This window comes from Chryseobacterium sp. LAM-KRS1 (assembly GCF_013184525.1).
In the GTDB taxonomy this organism is placed as follows: Bacteria; Bacteroidota; Bacteroidia; order Flavobacteriales; family Weeksellaceae; genus Chryseobacterium; species Chryseobacterium proteolyticum.
The window spans coordinates 499,492-521,856 of the sequence record NZ_JAAOIZ010000003.1; the positions used below are offsets into that span (position 1 = coordinate 499,492).

The 22,365-nt window shown below is 34.0% G+C and carries 21 protein-coding genes; 15 read left to right on the forward strand and 6 right to left on the reverse strand.

Features of this window, described 5'->3' with window-relative positions:
• Nucleotides 1–68: 68 nt before the first annotated feature.
• Nucleotides 69–1,610, forward strand: a complete 1,542-nt coding sequence (locus G9C87_RS09695; protein ID WP_172280515.1) for a M12 family metallo-peptidase — start codon at nucleotides 69–71, stop codon at nucleotides 1,608–1,610.
• Nucleotides 1,611–1,690: 80 nt separating this feature from the next.
• On the forward strand, nucleotides 1,691–2,284 hold the full coding sequence (locus tag G9C87_RS09700; protein WP_172280517.1) for an ACP phosphodiesterase: 594 nt from the start codon (nucleotides 1,691–1,693) through the stop codon (nucleotides 2,282–2,284).
• A gap of 358 nt (nucleotides 2,285–2,642) precedes the next feature.
• Here G9C87_RS09700 and G9C87_RS09705 read toward each other — a convergent pair whose 3' ends face one another.
• On the reverse strand, nucleotides 2,643–2,837 hold the full coding sequence (locus G9C87_RS09705; RefSeq protein WP_172280519.1) for a hypothetical protein: 195 nt from the start codon (nucleotides 2,835–2,837) through the stop codon (nucleotides 2,643–2,645).
• Between the two features lie 431 nt (nucleotides 2,838–3,268).
• Nucleotides 3,269–3,772: a DUF6702 family protein gene (locus G9C87_RS09710; RefSeq protein WP_172280521.1), complete on the reverse strand. Its 504-nt coding sequence runs from the start codon at nucleotides 3,770–3,772 to the stop codon at nucleotides 3,269–3,271.
• 66 nt (nucleotides 3,773–3,838) lie between these two features.
• Between G9C87_RS09710 and G9C87_RS09715 the strand changes: the two genes are divergently transcribed.
• Both G9C87_RS09715 and G9C87_RS09720 read left to right on the forward strand, forming a co-directional pair.
• Nucleotides 3,839–4,417: a HupE/UreJ family protein gene (locus G9C87_RS09715; protein ID WP_172280522.1), complete on the forward strand. Its 579-nt coding sequence runs from the start codon at nucleotides 3,839–3,841 to the stop codon at nucleotides 4,415–4,417.
• A gap of 67 nt (nucleotides 4,418–4,484) precedes the next feature.
• Nucleotides 4,485–6,857: a M1 family metallopeptidase gene (locus G9C87_RS09720; RefSeq protein WP_172280524.1), complete on the forward strand. Its 2,373-nt coding sequence runs from the start codon at nucleotides 4,485–4,487 to the stop codon at nucleotides 6,855–6,857.
• 27 nt (nucleotides 6,858–6,884) lie between these two features.
• On the opposite strand, the gene G9C87_RS09725 is transcribed toward G9C87_RS09720, so the two are convergent.
• Together G9C87_RS09725 and G9C87_RS09730 are read right to left on the reverse strand one after the other, a co-directional pair.
• Complete coding sequence (locus G9C87_RS09725) at nucleotides 6,885–7,586, reverse strand: LytR/AlgR family response regulator transcription factor (RefSeq protein ID WP_172280526.1); 702 nt, start codon at nucleotides 7,584–7,586, stop codon at nucleotides 6,885–6,887.
• Nucleotides 7,579–8,688 (reverse strand): sensor histidine kinase, encoded by a 1,110-nt coding sequence (locus G9C87_RS09730; RefSeq protein ID WP_228456994.1) that lies wholly within the window; start codon nucleotides 8,686–8,688, stop codon nucleotides 7,579–7,581. Before G9C87_RS09730 ends, G9C87_RS09725 begins: the two co-directional genes overlap by 8 nt.
• A 152-nt stretch (nucleotides 8,689–8,840) precedes the next feature.
• On the opposite strand from G9C87_RS09730, the gene G9C87_RS09735 reads away from it, so the two are divergent.
• Genes G9C87_RS09735 through G9C87_RS09745 form a run of 3 tightly spaced genes read left to right on the forward strand, consistent with a single transcriptional unit; the run spans nucleotide 8,841 to nucleotide 12,128 of the window.
• Complete coding sequence (locus tag G9C87_RS09735; protein ID WP_172280528.1) at nucleotides 8,841–9,530, forward strand: DUF2490 domain-containing protein; 690 nt, start codon at nucleotides 8,841–8,843, stop codon at nucleotides 9,528–9,530.
• A gap of 42 nt (nucleotides 9,531–9,572) precedes the next feature.
• Entirely contained in the window at nucleotides 9,573–10,859 is a 1,287-nt protein-coding gene (locus G9C87_RS09740; protein WP_172280530.1) for a CitMHS family transporter, read from the forward strand.
• 54 nt (nucleotides 10,860–10,913) lie between these two features.
• On the forward strand, nucleotides 10,914–12,128 hold the full coding sequence (locus G9C87_RS09745; protein ID WP_172280532.1) for a cation:dicarboxylate symporter family transporter: 1,215 nt from the start codon (nucleotides 10,914–10,916) through the stop codon (nucleotides 12,126–12,128).
• A 51-nt stretch (nucleotides 12,129–12,179) separates the two neighbouring features.
• On the opposite strand, the gene G9C87_RS09750 is transcribed toward G9C87_RS09745, so the two are convergent.
• Nucleotides 12,180–13,361, reverse strand: coding sequence for a trypsin-like serine peptidase (locus G9C87_RS09750; RefSeq protein ID WP_172280534.1), 1,182 nt, complete (start codon nucleotides 13,359–13,361; stop codon nucleotides 12,180–12,182).
• Nucleotides 13,362–13,622: 261 nt separating this feature from the next.
• Here G9C87_RS09750 and G9C87_RS20885 point away from each other — a divergent pair, with 261 nt between their 5' ends.
• The 4 genes from G9C87_RS20885 (at nucleotide 13,623) to G9C87_RS09765 (ending at nucleotide 18,688) form a co-directional block, all read left to right on the forward strand.
• Nucleotides 13,623–13,757 carry a hypothetical protein gene (locus tag G9C87_RS20885; RefSeq protein WP_262888827.1) on the forward strand — a complete coding sequence of 45 codons (135 nt, stop codon included), beginning with the start codon at nucleotides 13,623–13,625 and terminating at the stop codon, nucleotides 13,755–13,757.
• A 188-nt stretch (nucleotides 13,758–13,945) separates the two neighbouring features.
• The gene (groES, locus tag G9C87_RS09755; protein ID WP_029295711.1) at nucleotides 13,946–14,224 is read left to right on the forward strand and encodes a co-chaperone GroES; all 279 of its coding nucleotides are present in this window, start codon (nucleotides 13,946–13,948) and stop codon (nucleotides 14,222–14,224) included.
• A 110-nt stretch (nucleotides 14,225–14,334) separates the two neighbouring features.
• A complete protein-coding gene (groL, locus tag G9C87_RS09760; protein WP_172280536.1) occupies nucleotides 14,335–15,960 on the forward strand; it encodes a chaperonin GroEL in 1,626 nt (541 codons plus the stop codon).
• Between the two features lie 250 nt (nucleotides 15,961–16,210).
• On the forward strand, nucleotides 16,211–18,688 hold the full coding sequence (locus G9C87_RS09765; protein ID WP_172280538.1) for an AAA family ATPase: 2,478 nt from the start codon (nucleotides 16,211–16,213) through the stop codon (nucleotides 18,686–18,688).
• 327 nt (nucleotides 18,689–19,015) lie between these two features.
• Here G9C87_RS09765 and G9C87_RS09770 read toward each other — a convergent pair whose 3' ends face one another.
• Nucleotides 19,016–19,234: a helix-turn-helix domain-containing protein gene (locus G9C87_RS09770; protein ID WP_172280540.1), complete on the reverse strand. Its 219-nt coding sequence runs from the start codon at nucleotides 19,232–19,234 to the stop codon at nucleotides 19,016–19,018.
• A gap of 94 nt (nucleotides 19,235–19,328) precedes the next feature.
• Here G9C87_RS09770 and G9C87_RS09775 point away from each other — a divergent pair, with 94 nt between their 5' ends.
• The 4 genes from G9C87_RS09775 (at nucleotide 19,329) to G9C87_RS09790 (ending at nucleotide 22,288) form a co-directional block, all read left to right on the forward strand.
• Nucleotides 19,329–19,514 (forward strand): SymE family type I addiction module toxin, encoded by a 186-nt coding sequence (locus tag G9C87_RS09775; protein WP_172280542.1) that lies wholly within the window; start codon nucleotides 19,329–19,331, stop codon nucleotides 19,512–19,514.
• Between the two features lie 155 nt (nucleotides 19,515–19,669).
• Nucleotides 19,670–20,527, forward strand: coding sequence for a GLPGLI family protein (locus G9C87_RS09780; RefSeq protein ID WP_172280544.1), 858 nt, complete (start codon nucleotides 19,670–19,672; stop codon nucleotides 20,525–20,527).
• A gap of 131 nt (nucleotides 20,528–20,658) precedes the next feature.
• A complete protein-coding gene (locus tag G9C87_RS09785) occupies nucleotides 20,659–21,051 on the forward strand; it encodes a hypothetical protein (RefSeq protein ID WP_172280545.1) in 393 nt (130 codons plus the stop codon).
• A gap of 148 nt (nucleotides 21,052–21,199) precedes the next feature.
• Nucleotides 21,200–22,288: a Kelch repeat-containing protein gene (locus G9C87_RS09790; protein ID WP_172280547.1), complete on the forward strand. Its 1,089-nt coding sequence runs from the start codon at nucleotides 21,200–21,202 to the stop codon at nucleotides 22,286–22,288.
• The last annotated feature ends 77 nt before the right edge of the window (nucleotides 22,289–22,365 follow it).

The window sequence follows — 22,365 nt, forward strand, 5'->3', positions numbered from 1 at the left end:
TTGAAAAAAAATCACCACATGTTGATATTTTATATATATTTGTATATCACCATACTAAATCACATAAAATGAAAACAAAATTCACTATTTTCGTGTTGTTTTGCGCCGGCATGCTATTTGGGCAAAACAAAATTTTTCAAACAGCTATTAATGAGAATAATTTAAAAAGTAACCAAAAAGTAAGCAGGGAGCTATCCTCTTCTTATTTAGTTACAAAATACTATTCCCAAGTTCCCTTTAATTTAAAATCCGATTTACAAATCAACCTCCCGACCGGTAAAGAGATCACAGCCAAATTCAGCCGTTCTTTAACGTACAGCAATAAGAGTGAATCTTATATTTACACTATTGAAAATGATCCCAGAGCCGAACTTGTACTTTCACAATATGATCGCGTGGTAACAGGAATGTACGCTTCAGGCACAGGTGAAAAAGTAATATTCCACCAAACTGATGTAAACGTTTTTGCATTATCCGAAGTGAGCGATTCGACAATCCTCAATCAGGACTCGATTGATGATTATGTAATGGACAAAAACGAAAACTTTAATAAAGCAAATTCTAACGTTTGCTTATCAACAACCCCTGTATGCCCTGCCACCAGAGTAGATGTGATGGTAGTTTTCACTACCGCAGCAAAAAACGCATGGGGCGGACTTTCACAGAGTAATTCGTTTGTAGCAACTGCTATCACCAATTTCAATACTGCATTAATCAATTCCGGGGTTTCCAATGTCACCATTAATCTTGTATACTCCGGAGAGATCAGCTACACTGAATCCGGAAGTTTGAGTACGGATCTTCCAAGGCTCAGAAATAATAATGATGGGTATATGGATGATGTACATACACTAAGAACCACCTATGGAGCGGATCTATGCGCTTTAGTTACCTCAACACCAACTAACACTTGCGGCTTAGGCTATGTAAATACAAGTTCTACCAACTACAGCAGTAATTCAGGGTTTTGTGTAAGCCTATACAATTGTGCTGTATCCAACTACTCACTTGCCCACGAACTTGGACACAATATGGGATTAAGACATGACTGGTACGTAGACTCCAGCACCACACCATGTGATCATCATCATGGATACACCAATAAAAAAGCAATAGATCTTGGAACTTCGAGCACTTCTTCTCAAAGATGGAGAACTATAATGGCTTATAATGATGAATGTTCCTCTAAAGGATTCAACTGTACCAGAATCAACAGGTGGGCAAATCCGGACATTAACTACAATAGTGATCCTACGGGGGTAGCAATAGGAAACACCAAGCCGGCTAATGAAGCCTTTGGATTTGCACGTTTCGCTTGTGTCGTTTCTAATTTTATGCCTGAAACACAATCTTTCCTCGCCACAAAGGAAGCTATTCATGAAACACAAGAGTTCTTACTATATCCTAATCCTGCCCATGATATGATTCAGATTTCAGGAAACAGAACCGGCAAGTATTCTTTTAAAGTATACAATTCTGCAGGCCAAAATGTAATATCAACTACAGAAACTACCATCCACCTCAAAGGATTAACTTCCGGAGAGTACTTCCTAAGTATTTATGATGACAAAAATTCTTTGATAGAAAGTAAAAAGTTTATTGTTAGATAATTTCTTTTAAATAGTTAGTTTATAAACCTTCAAATACCTTAACTTTATTTGAAGGTTTTATTATTATAACCTGATACCCTATGAATTATTTAGCACATTCTTTTCTCTCTTTTACAGATCAGCAAATTGTCGGACAGTTTCTCGAAGATTTCATCAGAAACAAAGAGCGGTTCTCATTTCCAAAAGAAATTCAGGATGGAATTACCTTACACCGAGCTATTGATACTTTTACAGACTCCCATCCGGCTATTCATGAAGCTAAAAAAATATTCAGCCCTCTGGTAAGACTATATGCAGGAGCATTTGTAGATGTATCTATGGATCATTTTCTGGCTAATGACTTCACTCTTAATTCACTGCAAGGCTGGAAAAACCATTCCCTTCGCGTTTACAAGGCTCTTAATGAAAATCAAGAATGGCTTCCTGAAAATTTTAAGAGAATGTTAGCAAAGATGGAAACAGAGGATTGGCTATATAATTACAGAGAAGATTGGGGAATAAAATTCAGTATTCAAAATGTTCTTAATAAAGCACAATATCTGGAGAAAGATATTCCTGTATTCGAAGCATTTTTAAAAAATAAAGATCTTCTTCAGGAATGTTACAATAATTTTTTTCCGCATTTGCTTGAGCACACAAGAGGAATCAATGCTCTTTTACAAATAGACAATTAACCTTTAAAATAAAAAAGCACTTACGTGAGTAAGCGCTTAATAATCTTCTGTATTTCGCTAAAAATAATTTGATATGAAGATTATATTTTAATTAGTCAATTTTATTGCCAAAATGTTACAAACAAACATTTGTTAGTTACAAAATAAAAACATTTATCCCATTTATGCAAAGAAAAACTAATATTGAAATCCATACAAAAAAAGCACTTACCATTAAGATAAGCGCTATATATATGTCGAATTTGTGTTGTTAGAATTTTTTGTGCCTGATCCTATCCGGAGTTTGTGGGAACTATTTCTCCAAATAGCAATAAAATAAAAATATAATATTCTGTTTTACTATTTCCAATTTTTATAATTACGTTGAATCCATCGATAGCCCAATTCTGTCATTTGGAGGATTACCTATTTTCAGAATCCAGGTTAAATAATCTTTTGCTTCATCTGCATAAAAAATACCTGATGTCTTTATTGTATTAACCCCTACTTGTGCTTTAATTAAAGTACATGCGGGATAAAAATGCAAGAAAAAATTACTCTCTTTATTTTCCATATGCAATATTGTTATTTCTAACAACTAAGAATTAATACAATTTTTAAAACTTCGTTAAATTCAATACAAAATATATAATATATATAATTTTATAAAAAATTAACATATCTAAACCCTATCAAATATAAAAAAAATTATTTAATAAACACACATAAAGATCAAATATTAAAAAATATTAATAATATTAATTAGTCACTATTAATAGATTTAACAAAATTTAGAAAATCCTTAATTTGCAAATATTTAAGACCTTTAAATATCTAAAATAAATGTTAAAAAAAATAAAATCCTTTATTTTAAATATTTTCTCAAATATATAAATTTAATATTTATCACGCAATGGTGTATTAATTTTCATCAAAAAAGAATATTATTAGAAAAAATACACATGTACAATTACATATATACTTGAAAGCGTATTAAATACATTATTATTGGAACTGTTGATACAGATATCGATTGGGATAGGATAATTTTTCACTTTTCCTTTTCCCATTCAAAATAATATGGACAATGTTGATCTGATCATCAAACAGATTATACAAAAAACTAACTGCAGCTTCAACTTTCTTAGGCATATTAACAGATTCCGTTTCCAAAAAAATATTCACAGACTCATTATCCTCTTCATATCCCAGATAATTTACCCTTAAGAACTTACCGTCGGACTTTAGTTTCAGATATTCTGCACTATAATTTTTTAAAGCGTCATCCAACTGAACCTTATACTTCGGATCATTAAAGTGGAAAGACTTGTTGTATTTTTTACCTAGGGCATTTTCCAGATCATCCAGAAAAAAACGCCCGGTAACCTCGAATGTCTTTGATTTTGTATTATAATTGATTTCAACGGAACCTACATGATAGGGATGCTTTATAATAGTAAAAGAATACAAAAAAACAAGAGGAATAAACAGTATCCACAAACCTTTCATAAAAACAGACTTAATTATTTTTCGAAATTAATCATTATTTTCGTACGTTTTACAGTACATTATACCATGCAAGATTTTTTATTCTATTTAAAACTTGGTTGGGAACATATCATTTCTTTAGATGCGCTTGATCACCAACTTTTTGTTTTAGCTTTAATTGCGGTTTATTCATACAAGGATCTCAAGAAAATTCTAATCCTGGTGACAGCATTCACAATAGGTCATTCCATAACATTAGCATTAAGTATCCTTGATATAGTAAGAGTGCCTTCAAATTGGGTAGAGTTTTTAATTCCGCTAACAATAGTCCTTACAGCATTAGGTAATATTATTATGAAGAATAAAAAGCAGGCTCTGGACAAAACAAATTATTACCTGGCTTTATTTTTCGGACTTATTCACGGAATGGGATTTGCCAATACGGCAAGAGTGATGATTGCAAAAAGCCAGAGTATTGCGATTCCTCTTTTGGGATTTAATATTGGTTTGGAAGTAGGACAGATTGTAATTGTTTGTGCTATTTTAATCCTGCTGTTTATTGCATTAACATTATTCAAAATTAATAGAAAAGACTGGATACTCTTTATATCGTCCGGTGTTTTTGCCCTGGCATTAAAAATGACAATAGAAAGAATTCCATTTTAAGACTTATTGATTGATATTTTTTCAACTACTTATTGTTATATTTGAAAATTATTAAATCATTTCGGTCATGAGACTAAAAGTAACCCTACTTTCTGTATTCACATTTGCAGGTTTAGCAGCCCAAAATATTCAAAATAACCCGGGAAGTAATCACGGAAATAAGTTTGAACAATTAGGAACCATTTTACCTACTCCAAATATTTATAGAACTGCTTCCGGATCTCCGGGACATGGTTACTGGCAAAACAGAGCAGATTATAATATTTCCGCCTATCTGGACGAGGACAAAAGAAACCTGAAGGGATCCGAAACGATTACTTATTATAACAATTCTCCTGACGACTTAGATTATATATGGTTACAATTGGACGAGAACGAGGCATCAAGTATCAACAAAGCCAATTATCCTACTTCTACAACCCTTCCTAAAACCATAAATGACCAGAAGTTAAAGATAACGGAACTTCCGGAAAAGGACAATGGTTACGGCGTTCATCTGGAAAAAGTAACCGACGAAACCGGTAATGCATTACGGTATACTGTAAACAAAACCATGATGCGTATTGATTTGCCTAAAATCCTGAAAAAAGGAGAAAAATTCACGTTAAAAATAGACTGGAATTACAATATCACCAACAGAATTAAAATGGGGGGCCGTGGTGGTTATGAAAACTTTCCTGAAGATGGAAATGATTTGTACACAATGACACAATGGTATCCAAGGATGTGTGTGTACAGTGATTTTCATGGATGGCAGAATCACCAGTTTACAGGAAGAGGAGAATTCGCCCTGGCCTTTGGAAATTTTAAAGTTTCAATGAATGTTCCTGCAGATCATGTTGTAGGAGGTACCGGAGAGTGTAAGAATTATGAACAGGTATTATCTTCAGACCAACTATCCCGATATAGAAAAGCCCAAAGCTCATCAGAGCCTGTAGAAATTGTAACGCTCGATGAAGCGAAGAAAGCAGAAAAAAACAGATCGAAACAAAGAAAAACCTGGGTTTTTGAAGCCAATAATGTAAGGGATTTCGCATGGACGTCATCCCGAAAGTTCATCTGGGATGGAATGGGCGTGGTAATACCGGAAAACAATAATAAGGTAATGGCTATGAGCTTCTATGGAAAAGAGGCTTACGGACTTTACAGAAAATTCTCTACAAAAGCTGTTGCACACACAATAAAAACTTATTCGGAATTCACTATTCCCTACCCTTATCCGGTTGCTCAGTCTGTAGAAGCGGCAAATGGTATGGAATATCCTATGATCTGTTTCAATTTTGGAAGAACTGAGAAAGATGGAACTTACTCAGAAGGAACAAAAAATGGTATGATCGGAGTAATCATCCATGAGGTAGGACACAATTTCTTTCCCATGATCATTAACTCCGATGAAAGACAGTGGACCTGGATGGACGAAGGATTAAACACCTTTACAGAATATCTTACGGAAGAAAGATGGGATAACAAGTTCCCTTCAAAACGTGGACCAGCGTGGACTATTGTGGATTACATGAAATTACCAAAAGATCAGCTGGAGCCTATTATGAGTAACTCTGAAAACATTGTTCAGTTTGGCCCTAATGCCTACTCAAAACCGGCAACTGGCCTGAATATCCTTCGTGAAACCATTATGGGCAGAGAACTTTTTGATAAGGCCTATAAAACATATGCAAAAAGATGGGCTTTTAAACACCCGGAACCTGCCGATTTCTTCAGAACAATGGAGGATGCAAGCGGAGAAGATCTGGATTGGTTCTGGAGAGGATGGTTTTACGGCACAGATCCTGTTGACATAGCTATTGATAAGGTAACCATTGCCACTCCCGATTTAGATGCCGTACCTGCACCTAAAGAAGTAAAGTACAAAGTCGACAAAGCTCTTGTTAATGATTTTGAAGACCTTTCCAAAATCAGAAACAGAGAAGATAAAAATATTACGTTCTATGTAGACAAGGATAAAGAAGCTCAGGATTTCTACTATCGTTACGATCGTGGCCAGGAAAAAGTGGATCAGAATAAAGAATATTCCCTTACACACGACAATGATATGGCTCTTGATAAACAGCAAAAAGAAAAGTTCAAAAACATTCAAGCTTATCAAATTGACTTCTTAAACAAAGGAGGACTGGTAATGCCAATCATTCTGGAATTTACTTTTGAAGATGGAACGAAATTATACGATAAATCTTCCGCTCAGATCTGGAGGCTCAACGAACAAAAGGCCACAAAGACTTATTATTTTGAGAAAAAATTAAATTCTATTCAGCTGGACCCAATGCGTGAAACAGCAGATATTGACACTTCAAATAATTTCTGGAGCAATGATGGTAGTACGTCTGAGACTTCCAGATTCCAGGTATTCAAACAAAAACATGAAGGGGCAGTAAGAGGCGGTGCCAATGGAAAAGTGAATCCAATGCAGGCCGCAGGAAAATAAAAAAAACCGCTTTTAAAGCGGTTTTTTTTATTTTCCCAAATGCTCTTTCAGTATCTTTTTATAAGTTCTTCCCAGAGGAATTTTATCTCCACTTTTAAGGTAGACGCTTTTCACATCATAAGATTCAATATGAGAAGCCAATATGATATAAGATTTATGCACTCTGATAAATCCAAAAGCCTGAAATTTTTCTTCAAAATTTGACATCCTGTCGAGGATCATATATTTTTTCAAAGAGGTTACTAAAATAATATACTCCCCAAATCCCTGTACCCAAAGAATATCTTTAAGAAAAACCTTATTCATGATATAATTGGATTTAAACATGATGAAATCTTCTTTTTCTGAGTGTTCTGCAGAATTTTTAAACTGTAAAAAATCTTTGGCTTTGTTGATGGCTTTCCTGAAGGTTTCAAAATCTACAGGCTTTACAAGATAATGCACAACATCAAGCTCAAAAGCTTTTACCGCATGTTGGGTCTCCAGGGTCATAAAAATACAGAGAGGTTTATAAGGAAGCTGTTGCAGTAGCTCTACTCCATTAATACCCGGCATATTAATATCAAAAATAACAAGATCCACCACATTCTCTTTTAAATATTCCAATGCCTTCTCTGGTTCCTGAAAAGAGCTTTGGAGATCTACACCTTCTATTTGATCACAATATTGCCGGACAAGTTGCAACGCAGGATATTCATCATCCACATTAATCACGGAAAGATTAGCCATTCAGATCAATTTTTAAAGTTGTTTTGTATCTGTTATTTTCAATCATTTCTGAGGAAAGAGTATATTTTCCCGGATAGTATTTTTCCAGTATCTGGGTGATTGCTTCATTTCCCAACCCGTAATATCCGGTTTCTCCCAAAGCTTTTTTTTCCGGAACAGAGTTTATAATTTCGAAGAACAAATCACGGTCGTTAATAGCATATACAACTTTTATGAAGCTATTGAGATCCAGACCGATTCCTGAATGTTTCAAAGCATTTTCAAAGAAAGTCAAAAAAACGGAAGGTGGAATTTCAATTAATTCCAGTGTTTCCTCATTCCGGATATCAAAATCTATATTCAGTTGGTTATCATATTTCAACTGGTACAACATGGTAAGAGAATGAATCGACGAAAATTCCTGGGCCAGACTAATCCTTTCTTTTCCGCTGTCATAGATAATATATTGAAGGAGCTTACTGAGCTGCAGGATGGAATCTGAAGTTTTTCCCGATGGGATAAAACTGTTCGCATATATATTATTTAAAGTATTCAATAAGAAATGAGGATTCATCTTTGATTTTAAAAGATCAAAGTAAAGCTGTTCTTTTTGTTCCCCAAGATCCACAACATTCTGCTCTATAAGGAATTTATCTTTTGTAATCCCTAAAAAGGAGGCAACAAGAATCACAATTCCCTGCGCCGTATATACATTAAAAAGGAAGTTGGTGTTGGAAAGAGTTTCACTAAAATTCATTTTAAAAATGGTAGGCTGTAACAAAATCCTGAAAAGACTTGACATCAAAAAACAGATCAAGGCATACAGGATAAACTCCGGATATTTATTCGATAGGTAAAAGTGAGGAACCAGATAATAATACACCAGATAATAAATCCCAATATTAAAAATCATTACAGATAAAACACTCCAAATAAGCTCCGGGGTATCAAGAAAGTAATTTTCCGTAAAAAAAGTGATTAAAATAAAGACAAAAAAGAAGAAAACATGCTGAAACCTCAAAAGAAAACCCCAACGGTATTCCATCAGTTTTTTCAGAATCTTATCACTAAATAAAACCCTGAAAAACAACAGTATAAGTATAATATTTACAATTAAAAACATTCTAAAAACGTGATTTCTTGGGTTCTCAAATATAAGATGTTTTTTAACAGAAAATGCAGTTCGCTGATAAAATAGGTCATTGATTGAAAAATTAAAAACCCGGTAAATCGAATAAATATATTTGAGAAGTAACAATATTAACCCAATATTATATGAAAATTAAGAGAAAATTAATTTTTATTTTTTTATTAGTGCTTCATCATTTTTATCAAGGTCAAAGCACTGATACCTACAATATGTGGTTCCAATATATCATGACTGCAAAGGTGTCTGACAAAAGTACTTTAACGGCCCTTACACAATACCGTTCTTTTGACCTGGCTTACGACAAAAGACTCTTCCTTGTCAATGCATATATGGATTATGAAGTAACCAAAGGAGTAAGACCTGCCTTAGGGGGTATGTTTCTCATTTTGGATTCCTACCAGACAGAAGATCAGAAAAAGACCCGCTATGAGAAAAGAGCCTTTCAACAGGTAACCCTGGACCATGATATCGGCAGATCTTCCGTTTCCAGCAGATTCCGTGTAGAAGAGCGTTTCCTGAATAATCCTGACGAATTTGTATTAAGGGTCCGGTATCTCATCTCTATGAGAATCCCTTTCAACAGAAAGGGTGAAAAAGAAAGGCTGTATGGAATTCTAAAAAATGAGATAAGGATGAACATCAAAAAGGAAGACCCTTTCGACAGTAACCGTATCACCGCAGGGCTTGGAATAAAAACAGGGAAAAACTCGGCAATTGAACTGGCTTTCATTAATCAGTTATCTCCGGGCAGAACCAGTAATTACGGATACATAGGGTTCAGAAACAGTTTTGATTGGAGAAAAAAACAAAAATAACCAGACATTCAATTTAAAAAATTTAATATTTAATATAATGCTATGCTAACATTTCTTGGGTTTCTGATGATCTTTATTTTCATGGTTCTTATCATGAATAAAAAAATGACACCACTTACTGCTTTGGTAATTGTTCCAGTAGTGATTGCTCTTATTGCAGGATTTGGCGATGAGCTGGGTGACATGATGAAAAATGGGGTTAAAGAAATCGCACTTACAGGCGTAATGCTGATTTTTGCAATTCTCTATTTTAGTTTAATGATCGATACAGGATTATTTCAACCTTTAGTTAACCTTATTTTAAAAGCAGTCGGAGACAACCCAATCAAAACAACCATCGGAACAGCGATCCTTACAACATTAGTTTCTCTGGATGGAGATGGCTCTTCTACTTATATTATCGTAGTGGCAGCCATGCTTCCCCTATATAAAAAACAGGGACTGAATCCCCTGATCCTTACCTGTATCATAATGCTTGCAGGAGGTATCATGAATATCCTTCCATGGGGTGGTCCCACAGCAAGGGTTATGAGTTCCCTCAAACTGGGTCACACAGAGATTTTCGTTCCCATGATTCCGATTATGGTCCTTGGTATTTGCTGGGTAATCTTTGTGGCTTATATTTTAGGACTGAAAGAAAAAAAGCGTATTGCAAAATATGGAAAATATACAAAGTACAGCAATAGTGATATCGCAGGTGAAACGGATCCGGCCCTTCTTCGTCCTAAACTGATCTGGATTAATCTTGCCCTTACCATTGTATTGCTAACGGTAATGATTTTAGATATTGTTCCTTTGGGAATTGCTTTTATGATTGCTTTCTGCATAGCATCTGTTATCAATTACCCTAAATTAAAAGACCAGCAGAAACTCATGTCCAAACATGCAGGAAATGCATTATCTGTGGCAGGAATGATCTTTGGAGCAGGGATTTTCACTGGGATCCTCAATGGATCGGGTATTATGCAGGCTATGGGAAATAGTATGATAGAAATTGTTCCGAAAAGCATGGCAGGCTCTTTAAATATTATTACTGCTGTCTTCAGTGTTCCCCTTACCTTTTTCCTGACCAATGATGCTTATTATTTCGGGATATTACCCATTATTGCAGCAACCGGACAACAACTGGGAATCCCACCTGATATTCTGGGAAGAGCGAGTCTTGTCGGACAGGCTTCTCATCTTCTGAGCCCATTGGTTCCGTCAACTTACCTATTGGTCTCTCTCGCCGGTGTGGAATTTTCTGATCATTTGAAATACACATTGAAATGGGCTATCGGATCTTCCATTATCATGTTATTAGGAGCTTTGCTTCTTGGGATAATATAAAATTTATATATATTTATATTGAATTGTCCGTCTATCCAGCGAAAAAAAACTCAAATGAATCTTTTCCATACAAAAAAAACATTCACCAGCCGATATTTAAAGAATCTTTCTTTGTATGTTTTCGTGGCTATTATCTGTGGTGTTTTTACAGGACAATACCTTCCCGAGATAAGCAGTAAATTAGGGATAATCAGCCAGTATTTTTTTTTGGTTCTGGAGTCTATCATCCTGCCTATTATTTTTATGGCAGTTATTTACGGGATCTGTCACCTGGCAGATATAAAAAATGCGGGGAGCATTGTATGGCAAACAATTCTCTACTTTTTTATCATCAGTTCTGTGGCTATTACCATAGGATTTATTTTTGGACTTGCTATTCAGCCCGGTTCCCATACGGGAATTCAGATCGTTAAAACAAAAGTAATTCTTCCCAGTAGGTTTGAAATCAATGATCCCTCCCTATCTTCTGTCATGTATCGCAACAGGTACGCTATTTTCCTTATAGCTTCAATCATTATCGGCATATGCATGAACCTTTCAAAAAGACGAAAGAGTTTTCTGAATATACTTGATAAAGGACTTGTTATTTTTTATCATATTATTAAATATTTATATATCATTCTTCCGGTTATCATTTTCTGTAACATTGCTTACGGTATTTCTGTATATGGAATTAATACCCTGCTGCCATTAAGCAAAGTTGTGGGAACCGTATACCTTGCTGATATTGCTTTTATCTTCGGAGTTTTAGGACTGGTTTCTTATATCTTTAAATTCAATTTGCTCAAATTTTTGGTAAGCATTAAAGAAGAGATCATTTTGGTTATAACCACTTCTTCTTCCAAAACAGCTTTTCCTATCATTTTTGACAAGATGGAATCTGAGGGATACAGCAAAAAAATTTTAAGATTTATTATTCCCCTGGGGTACAATTTCAACCTCGCAGGTGCCTGCATTTATATTTCTGTAGCCTGCTGTTTTCTGATTCAGTTTTATAATATCTCATTAAGTCTCAATGATTACTTATGGCTTTTTGTTATCATTTCTGTTACATCTAAAACAGCTTCCGGGGTTCCGGGATCAGGTTTTCTTGCTCTTATTTTTACTTTGAACAGGTTTGGAAAGATCCCTGCGAATGATATTGCATTGCTTTATAGTGTAGACCGTTTCATGAACGAGGCGAGGTCAGTAACCAATTTTATCGGTATTGCCGTTTCCGGAGCCATTATCTCAAAAATAAATCAGCCCGTAGAAAAAAACGCCCCATAAAAATGAAGCGTTTTTTATATTAGTTGTGTTTTGTTTTTTAAGCTGATCCTTTCAATTTCCCCAATTATTTCTTGCCCAGATCACAAGTGCCGGCAACATATCTCCCCCTGAAGCCACAGAATGAAGATCAGATCCGAAAAGTTCCCAGTCGGTTTCATTACCATGATGAACACCTATGGCATACATCTGTCCATTGGTGAACCAGCTATATAACGGTGATCCCGATGCACCACTTGCCTCGTCTGCATAGCTTTCTATCTGTGTACTATCCACACTATTTCCATCCGGAAGCTTTACATCATCTCCGTCATCATCATCCACAACACTGATGCTGCTCTGATAGGTAGGTCGGTTTTCTCCTTTATCATAAGGATATCCCGTCATGGTCCACACATTCATATCTTCCCAATCGTCGTTATAACTTTTTGCCCCGAAATAACCTGTTGTATCTCCGATATTATCATACAGCTTCACCACCATCATATCATTTCCAACGTCACTTTGGTAAGCCACATAGCTTTCTCCATAAGTATAAAATGAATTTCCATAAATGGATCGTCCATCATAATATGCAGGAATCACTTTGATCATCCATGATGCATAAGGTTTTTGAGGTCTCATATGTCCGGAGGTCATTAGAATTTTTCTGCCTACCATAAATCCGGTTCCCCTGCCCTGATAATTCCATGATGAGGTACTGGTTAATTTGGTATATACTTCTACCCTGCACACACAGCATTCCGGATAGGTATTAGGATAAATATTTACCCTGTCATCATTTCCGAAAATAGTTACATGATTGGCACTTTTCGTAACCAATCTGTTCAAACGGTTTCTCTTCACAGACTTCGTATTCGGAAAAACCACTTTAGGATGAAGTCCCAGTATATGAGTTTCCGGCACAAAAGCTTCAGCTTCGGTCACTTTTATTTTCTTAGTTTTAATTGTAGCACGAAGCTTTTCTACGGTAATGATCTCTTCGGATTTACCGGGAATACCCCAGTCAAAAGGTGAAATCTGGTCCAGCTGGTAAAATTCCCGGTTCAGCTTTGATACTGAGATTTTTGCTGAGTCTTTTTTTCCGGTTAGTCTGAAGTTTTTGGCAGAATCCGTAATAAATAAATTGCGATCCGGCTCTTTAGTCGGAAGCGGATTCTCATACTCCAATAGCAATTCCCGGGGAACCGGTGAATCAGCCGGAGCATCCCGAAAGATTTTTTTTAATTTTTCCATTGTTTCAGTTTTTATGATATTTGGTCTCACAAAGTTGAAGGAATGCATCACCAAATACCACAGTAATATCCCTGTTTTTGCACAGTATTAACCCTGCTGCCCTTTACAGTATAATCCACTGGTTATCAAAACACAAAACACCAAAAACTATCTACAAACAACATCATTTTGATTGAATAAAAAGCTTATATTTGATCATGTCAAAAAACTCCTGATTGACAATAAATGTTCAGGAACATCAGAAAAACAAAATATTAACTTATGAAAAATGCTAAATTATTAAGCAGAGATGCTCAGAAAACCATCCACGGTGGAGCTGCAAGACTTGTTTGCTGCGAACGTGATGAAAACGGAAAATGTACATTATGGATCGGACCGGGACAATATTGTCCTTAGTCTGATAAATTGATCAGTAAAGTAAGCCGGAATTTTTCCGGCTTTATTTTTTTAATCTGCCAAAATTTCACACCAAAAATAAAATTCTGCCATTTTTAACCATGAAGCATCGCCTGACAAGTACCAACCTCATTTGGCACACATTTAGAGAATTTGAAAGCAGAAATAATTAAAAAAACAGATATATTATGTCAGTAAACTTTAAACCATTAGCAGACAGAGTTTTGATCGAACCCATCGCTGCAGAAACTAAAACAGCTTCAGGTATTATTATTCCGGACACAGCAAAAGAAAAACCACAAGAAGGTACAGTAGTAGCGGTAGGTCCTGGAAAAAAAGATGAGCCTACAACTGTGAAAGTAGGTGACAAAGTTCTTTATGGAAAATATTCAGGTTCCGAATTAAAATTGGAAGGAAAAGATTACTTAATCGTAAAAGAAGGAGATTTACTGGGAATTATCGGATAAGATTCCAGATATAAGACACCAGATTTCAGATTTAAAACTGAATAAAAAATAATTTTCAAATAATGCTTGGCGTCTAACATCTGACGTCTAACATCTAATATCTAAATAAAATGGCAAAAGAAATAAAATTCGATATCGAGTCAAGAGACGCTTTAAAAAGAGGGGTTGATGCATTAGCAAATGCAGTAAAGGTAACTTTAGGACCAAAAGGTAGAAACGTAGTGATCGAAAAATCTTTCGGTGCTCCACACGTAACGAAGGATGGTGTTTCTGTAGCGAAAGAAATCGAACTTGAAGACAAGGTAGAAAATATGGGAGCTCAAATGGTAAAAGAAGTAGCTTCCAAAACTAATGATATTGCAGGAGATGGTACAACTACCGCTACTGTATTGGCACAGGCTATCGTAAGAGAAGGTCTTAAGAACGTAGCTGCGGGTGCTAACCCAATGGATCTTAAAAGAGGGATCGACAAAGCGGTAACTGCAGTTGTTGAAAACCTAAAATCCCAGTCTCAGGAAGTGGGAGATTCTACAGATAAAGTGAAGCAGGTTGCTTCTGTATCTGCTAACAACGACGAAACTATCGGTGCTTTGATCGCTGAAGCTTTCGGAAAAGTAGGTAAAGAAGGGGTGATTACTGTAGAAGAAGCTAAAGGTATCGATACAACGGTAGATGTTGTAGAAGGTATGCAGTTCGACAGAGGATACCAGTCTCCTTACTTCGTGACTAACCCTGAGAAAATGGTAGCTGAAGTAGAAAATCCATATATCCTTTTAGTAGAGAAGAAAATCTCTTCAATGAAAGAATTGCTTCCTGTTCTTGAGCCAATCGCACAAGGTGGTAAGTCTCTATTGATTATCTCTGAGGAAGTGGAAGGTGAAGCTTTAGCAACTTTAGTGGTAAACAAACTAAGAGGTTCTCTTAAAATTGCTGCTGTAAAAGCTCCTGGATTCGGAGACAGAAGAAAAGCAATGTTAGAAGATATCGCGATCCTTACAGGTGGTCAGGTAATTTCTGAGGAGCAAGGTTTCACTATGGAAAACATCTCTCTAGATATGTTGGGAACTGCTGAGAAAGTAACAATCGATAAAGACAACACAACAATCGTAAACGGTGGTGGTGACGAAGCGAAAATCAAAGGAAGAGTAGCTCAGATCAAAGCTCAGATGGAAACGACTACTTCTGACTACGACAGAGAGAAACTTCAGGAAAGATTAGCTAAGTTAGCTGGTGGTGTTGCTGTACTTTACGTAGGAGCAGCTTCTGAAGTGGAAATGAAAGAGAAAAAAGACAGAGTTGATGATGCACTTCACGCTACAAGAGCAGCTGTTGAAGAAGGTATCGTTGCTGGTGGTGGTGTTGCTTTAGTAAGAGCAATCTCTGCTTTAGAAAACCTTTCAGGAATCAACGCTGACGAAACTACAGGGATCAAAATCGTAAAAAGAGCGATCGAAGAACCATTAAGACAAATCGTTGCTAACGCAGGGGGTGAAGGTTCTGTAATCGTTGCTAAAGTAGCAGAAGGTTCCGGAGACTTCGGATACAATGCTAAAACTGACGAGTATGTAAACATGCTTGAAGCAGGAATCATCGACCCTACGAAAGTAACAAGAGTTGCCCTTGAAAATGCAGCTTCTGTATCTGGTATGCTTTTAACAACTGAGTGCGTAATCACTGAAGTGAAAAAAGACGAACCTGCTATGCCAATGGGTGGCGGAATGCCGGGAATGATGTAACAACGTGTCGTTGAGACAATTTAATATATAAACCGTTCTGCTTTTGTAGAACGGTTTTTTTGTTTAAATTATGGTTTTCCGTAAGAAAAAACTATTTCAATATTTTAATTTCGTGAAAATTTTTATTATAAAAAATAACAATACAATTTAAAAATCAACATAATAATGTTAATTATATTGGTGTAATTTGTAAATTCGGATATTACATACAAAACTATAACTAGGTTAAAACATCAAATTAAGAAATGAAATGAAACAAATAGATGACGCATTTTGTGAATTCGAAAATACTAAAACCGACATAGAACAATTTATTCGTGAAGATCATAACGAATCAGATACACGTTCTAAAATAATAGATAATTATCTAATTAATATTATGGGATGGGACGAAAAAGATATTAAAAGAGAAGGTAATGTAGATTCTGGATATTTTGATTATAGAATAAGTTGCCCCTCTATTTCTTTTATAATAGAAGCAAAAAGAGTTTATAAGGAGTTTGTACTACCGTCTGGTCATAAAAAGGCTAAATATAAATCACTATTAAAAGAAAATGCTGAGGTAATATCACAAATTAGAAGCTATTGCGGGGATATAGGTCTTCAATATGGAATTATAACAAATGGAAAACAATTCATCATTGGAAAACTTTATAATTCTGATGGAACAGATTGGAAAGAAAATATTTGTTTATTATTTCATGGGATTGAAGACATTGAAAATAGATTTATAGAGTTTTATGAAAATATTTCTAAATTTGCTTTGATAAACAATGGTGGTTTTAAATTTGATTACCAACCCATCGATATAGAAGCTAAATCCATTTTATCAACTTTGCTTCATCGAGATAAAGAAATCGATAGAAATAATCTCAGTGCACAAATTTCTCCATTAATTGACCGGTTTTTTGGTGAAATATTTTCATCTCAAATAGAAGATGATAGTGATTTCATAAAAGAATGTTTCGTAGAAAATAAAGAAACAAAAAAGAATAGAGATGAAATAGAACGTTTATTCGCAGATAGAGTACCTGAAATTACAAATGTAGTCAAAGCAGTAAATACATCTAGTATAGCAGATCAAATTTCTAATGAAATAAACTCAGATCAAATAAGTATTAAAAATTCAATCCCCCCAAAACCAATAATTATTATAGGAACTAAAGGGGCAGGAAAAACTACATTTATAAATCATTTATTTAAAACAAAAGACGAAGAATTTGAAGAGAACCATTTAGTCGTTTACATAGATTTCCGTGAATTCTATGAGACATATCATTCATTCGAACCCTCAAATATTTCTAAAGAAATTTATGAAAGGTTAATAGAAAAATACTCTTCATTAGAACTACATAAGCTTACAGCATTAAAAAGAATCTATCAAAAGGATATTAAGCAAAATAATGAAAGTATATGGTTATATGCTCAAGACAAAAGTGAAATTTATGAGCCTCTATTAGCAAACTTTTTAAATGAAAGATTAGGCAATTATTCAAAACATTTAGAATATCTAAATAATTATCTAATTCGTGACAGAAGGAAAAGAATGATTATAATTATTGATAATGCTGATCAATATCCTATTACTATACAAGAAAAGATTTTTTTATATTCTCATTCGTTATCAAGAGCTTCTAATTGTGGAGTTATATTTTCATTAAGAGAAGGATATTATTATAAATGGAGAAACAAAACACCCTTTGACGCCTATGAATCAAACGTTTACCATATAACAGCACCAAAGTATTCTGAAGTACTATTGAAAAGAATCAATTACACATTAGAACATTTAAATAGTTTAGATGGAACAACATCTTCATTTACAAGAAAAGGATTAAAGATTGAAATATCAAACCAATCCGTAATTGAATTTCTATCAGGATTGAAAGACTCTCTTTTTTCAGATAGTAATAGTGATTTGATTGACTTTTTGAGTTTTACAACTTATCCGAATATTAGAGAAGGTTTACGTGTATTCAAGCAATTCTTAACTTCTGGTCATACAGATGTAAGTAGCTACATATTACGAGAAGTATATAAAGAAACTGATCGAAAGAATAAACAAGTCATTCCTATTCATGAATTTATTAAATCATTGGGATTACAGAATAAGCTATACTACAATTCTGAATATAGTATTATTAATAATATTTTCATTCCTCCAAAAGATTCTAATGATCATTTTCTAAATTATTTTGTATTAAAAAGATTTTTTGATACTTACGAAACCAAAGGAATAGCTAATAAATACTTATCGTTGGAAGATTTTATCGCATTTTTTAAAGATTTGGGTTATAGAACTAATATTATTATTTCCTCAATAGAAAAATTAATTGAATTCGACCTATTAGAATCTGATGACTTTTTATCGGATATTGAATTAAGTAGTATAGAAAATAACATCAATTTATCAATATCATCAAAGGGATATTATTATTTTAGACAACTAATCAAAAGATTTCATTATATCGATTTAATTTTGCAAGATACTCCTATTTTTTCACCAGATTATTTTGAGAAAATCAAAAGTTCGTTTCCTTTATCCGATCAAAAAGGATTTCGAAATTTGGGTTCAAGAGTTGAAACTGTTAAAATATTTTTAGATTATTTATCATTTGAAGAAAGTAAGCAAGCGACTTCAATTATTAATATTTTTGGAAGGCCTCTTGAATATATAAATGAAGAGTTAATTTCTGACATACAAAAAATAGAAACTAAACTCTTATAATTTCTATGATACAGTATACTATACATTTATTGGACTATTACCTAAATTGAAAACTTTGAAGACGAGCCTTTTCTTTCCCATCATTGTAATTAGATTCTAAGCAACAAGCTAAAATATTTTTAACTATCTCAATTATAAATGAAAACTGAAATTAGTAAAGTTATCAAAGACAACAACTTTAGAGATTTGATGACTAATATTAATGAAGTTGTTTTAGATTCATTCTTAGAAAATGGAATAATAAAGGTATACCAATTTTAGGATTAGTTTCTAAAGCAATTAATCTTGGTGATACTATAACTTTCATTTTATTGACAAAATTAGGTTTTAGGACAAATCAACCAATCTAGATAAAGAAATTTCCAAGGCATTTGCAACCTCAAGCAGTGTAAAAAGTGTAGGGTTCACTTTCCCATTTTCTAATTTTTCAATTGCCTGACGATCTTTATTGCAAGCCCTAGCAAGGTCTGCTTGGCTCCAGCCCTTTTGCTCACGAAGTTCGATTATTCGTTTACCAAGTTCTTTTTTTAGTGTATCTCTAGTCACAAATCAAATGTCAGCTAATTTGTTGACAAAAATGTCATATAAAAAGTTGACATTTTGAAATTTTAATCTATATTTGTCATATAATTATACGACAGTGACAAATCTAAGAAAGCTTAAAATTTACACTAAATATCAAATTAGGACATATGGTTTGACAACTATTCCCGAAATTAGACTTAAGGGAAAATGGCTTGAGAAGCTTGGGTTTAAAGAAGGAAAAATAATCAACATAGAGCAAAAGAAAAATAAACTGATAATTACACTTGACAATAAAAAGTAATCAGCCAATTAAAACCAAAAACCTATAAGTTTACTACAATACAAATCACTTGACTCTTTATAAAGCATTTTTTGTACGTAATATCATTGTAAATTGTAAATTTGAGTATCAGCCGTAATTTCAACAAAAAGTACACATAAAACAATCGATCAAAAATGAGAAAACTCACCATCCTTTTAATTTTTATTTTCACCATTTCTTTATTATTTTCTCAAAATCAAAGATTTACTTATGAATATTCTTTTAAAATGGATTCTTTACACAGAGAAAATGTGCAAAAAGAAATCATGAATCTTGACATTACAAAAGAGGGTTCAAACTTCTACAGTGCTTTGCTCATCACCAGAGATTCCCTTTTTAAAGCAGAAATTGAAAAAGGAAAAGCTTCGAAATCTATGGTTTTTGATTTGAGAAAAATTAAACAGGCAAAGGTTAATTTTCGTGTTTCTAAAGACTACCCCAATTTGGAAACGATTTATCATACGTCTATCAATGCCGATAACATCGCTTTAAAAGAAAATAATAAAATCAACTGGACTATTTTTCCTGAAACAAAAAATATAGAGGGTTTTAAAGTTCAAAAAGCAACCACGACATTTGGAGGAAGAAATTGGGAGGCCTGGTTCACTAATGACATTCAAATTCAAGATGGGCCTTATAAATTCTGTGGTCTTCCTGGCTTAATTTTAAGTATTGGAGACGATAAAGGAGATCATATTTTCAATCTGGTTGGAAGCAAAAAACTCAATTATGAACCTTTAATGATAAATTCAAGCAGGAAAGAAATTTTTCTGACCAATGAAAAATTCAATAAACTCTGGAACGAATTTAAAAAAGATCCTGCAAAGAATATAAAAACTATGCACAGTTCTTCAGAAATGTCAGAAACATTATTTTCCGATGCCAATGGAAGTCCGCTAACAAAACAAGATCTCATTAGAGGAAAAGAACAAAGGGCACAAGAGAGTTTTAAGAAAAATAATAATTTTATTGAAAGAGAATTATACAAATAAAAATTTCGGTACAAGACTATTTCAATATTGACCAGCCATACTTGATATATTTTACGCTTACACTAGACTTATGAAGTTCAAAAAAGCAGAGCTATAAACGTTAACAATCTCCAACTCAAATATACCACAAAATGAATAATATCAAAAATCCAAAACTACTTCTGCTTATAGATGCTTTCGGAGCATTAGTAACCACAATATTATTGTTTTTTGTTGTACGGAACTATCATCATTTTTTTGGAATTGATCCTTCCAAAATTACCACTTTGGCCATCATTGCGTTTTTAATATGCTGTTATAGTATGGTCTGTAACTTTGTCAATAAAAAATTCTGGAAACCTCTTTTGTTTATTCTTGCATCATTTAATTTACTTTATTGTTTATTTACTGTTGTAACGCTTTACTCGAGTACATTCTTAACTATTTATGGAATCTTATATTTTTTCGTTGAGATCGTTATCATTTCAGTCCTTGCATTATTTGAAATTAAAACAGCAAGGCGATTACACTCATCAAACAAATAAAAAGACCTTCATCTGGCTAAAAGCAGTTTTGGAAAATTCTCTTCAACTTTTTCCTATCTTTAAACCATGAATATTCTATTAAAGTTCGGTACTGAAAATAAACCCGAATCATTTAAAGAAATAAAAACAAACACTAAACCCGATACCATTGAAAACAAAATTATTATTCCTTTCATTTTTGGGCTCATTGCTAGCACATGCCCAAACGCTTCAATTTAAAAATCTTGCGAATATGTCTGTCGGCCGAGGTGCTACAGCCAGCGTAATCGTGAATGATCATATATATGTGAGCAATGGGTATCAGGAAAAAGCAAGCGATGCCAAGTATATTGAGAAATACAATATTACCGATAACAAATGGAGTGTTTTCAATTCTACCCTACTTCCTAAAAGATTTGCTAATTCAGAAACTTACAATAATAAAATTTATATTTTTAACGGTTGGGGAAATAGCCACCTTGAAATTGTAGATCTTGACACCAATACCATTACGAAGGGTGCGACCAATCGTTCCTATACAGGAAATTCAGGTTCTGCAATCTATAATGGCAAAATATATGTGTTTGGTGGCAGCGGATTAAACGGAGCCGCAACCACTGTATTTTCTAATAAATTCCAGTATTATGATATTGCTTCAAACACCTGGAATTCATTACCCAATATGCCTACGGCCAGGGAAACAAAGGGGAAAATTGTTAATGATAAGCTGTATGTAATTGGCGGTTTTAATGGCACTCCATCCCGCCTGATCAATGTTTACGATCTTAAAACTAATCGTTGGGTAGATCAATATACGATGCCTGTTGGTATATCCGGACATTCATTAGCTGTATCCGGGAATAAAATTTTCATTGTAGGGGGCTATAATTATCAAAATTTCATTGCCTATTTTGACACGACAACCAATAAAATCCATCAGTTATCCTCCAATATGATTCCGAGAAGACATGCTACAGCGGAGGTATATAATAATAAATTATATATCATCGGTGGAAGTACAACGTCTCTAACCAGTTCAGCTATTAAAAGTATACAAGTGGCAGATATTAGTGAAAATATACTTTCTGGAGATACACCTGCGGAAGATCAGGCATTGAAAACAAAAGCATATGTCAATTCTTATAGAGACGGCTTTATAATCAGTAATAAAAATAATAGCAATCAATTTGAATACTCCATTTTCTCAATAGATGGAAAATTAATCTTTAAGGTTTTACCAACTATAATCAAAATATAGATTTATCAAAGTTCCGAAAGGGAACTTATATTTTCCGTTTTAAAAATGAAAAAGGGGAGTTAGAAAGCATTAAAATT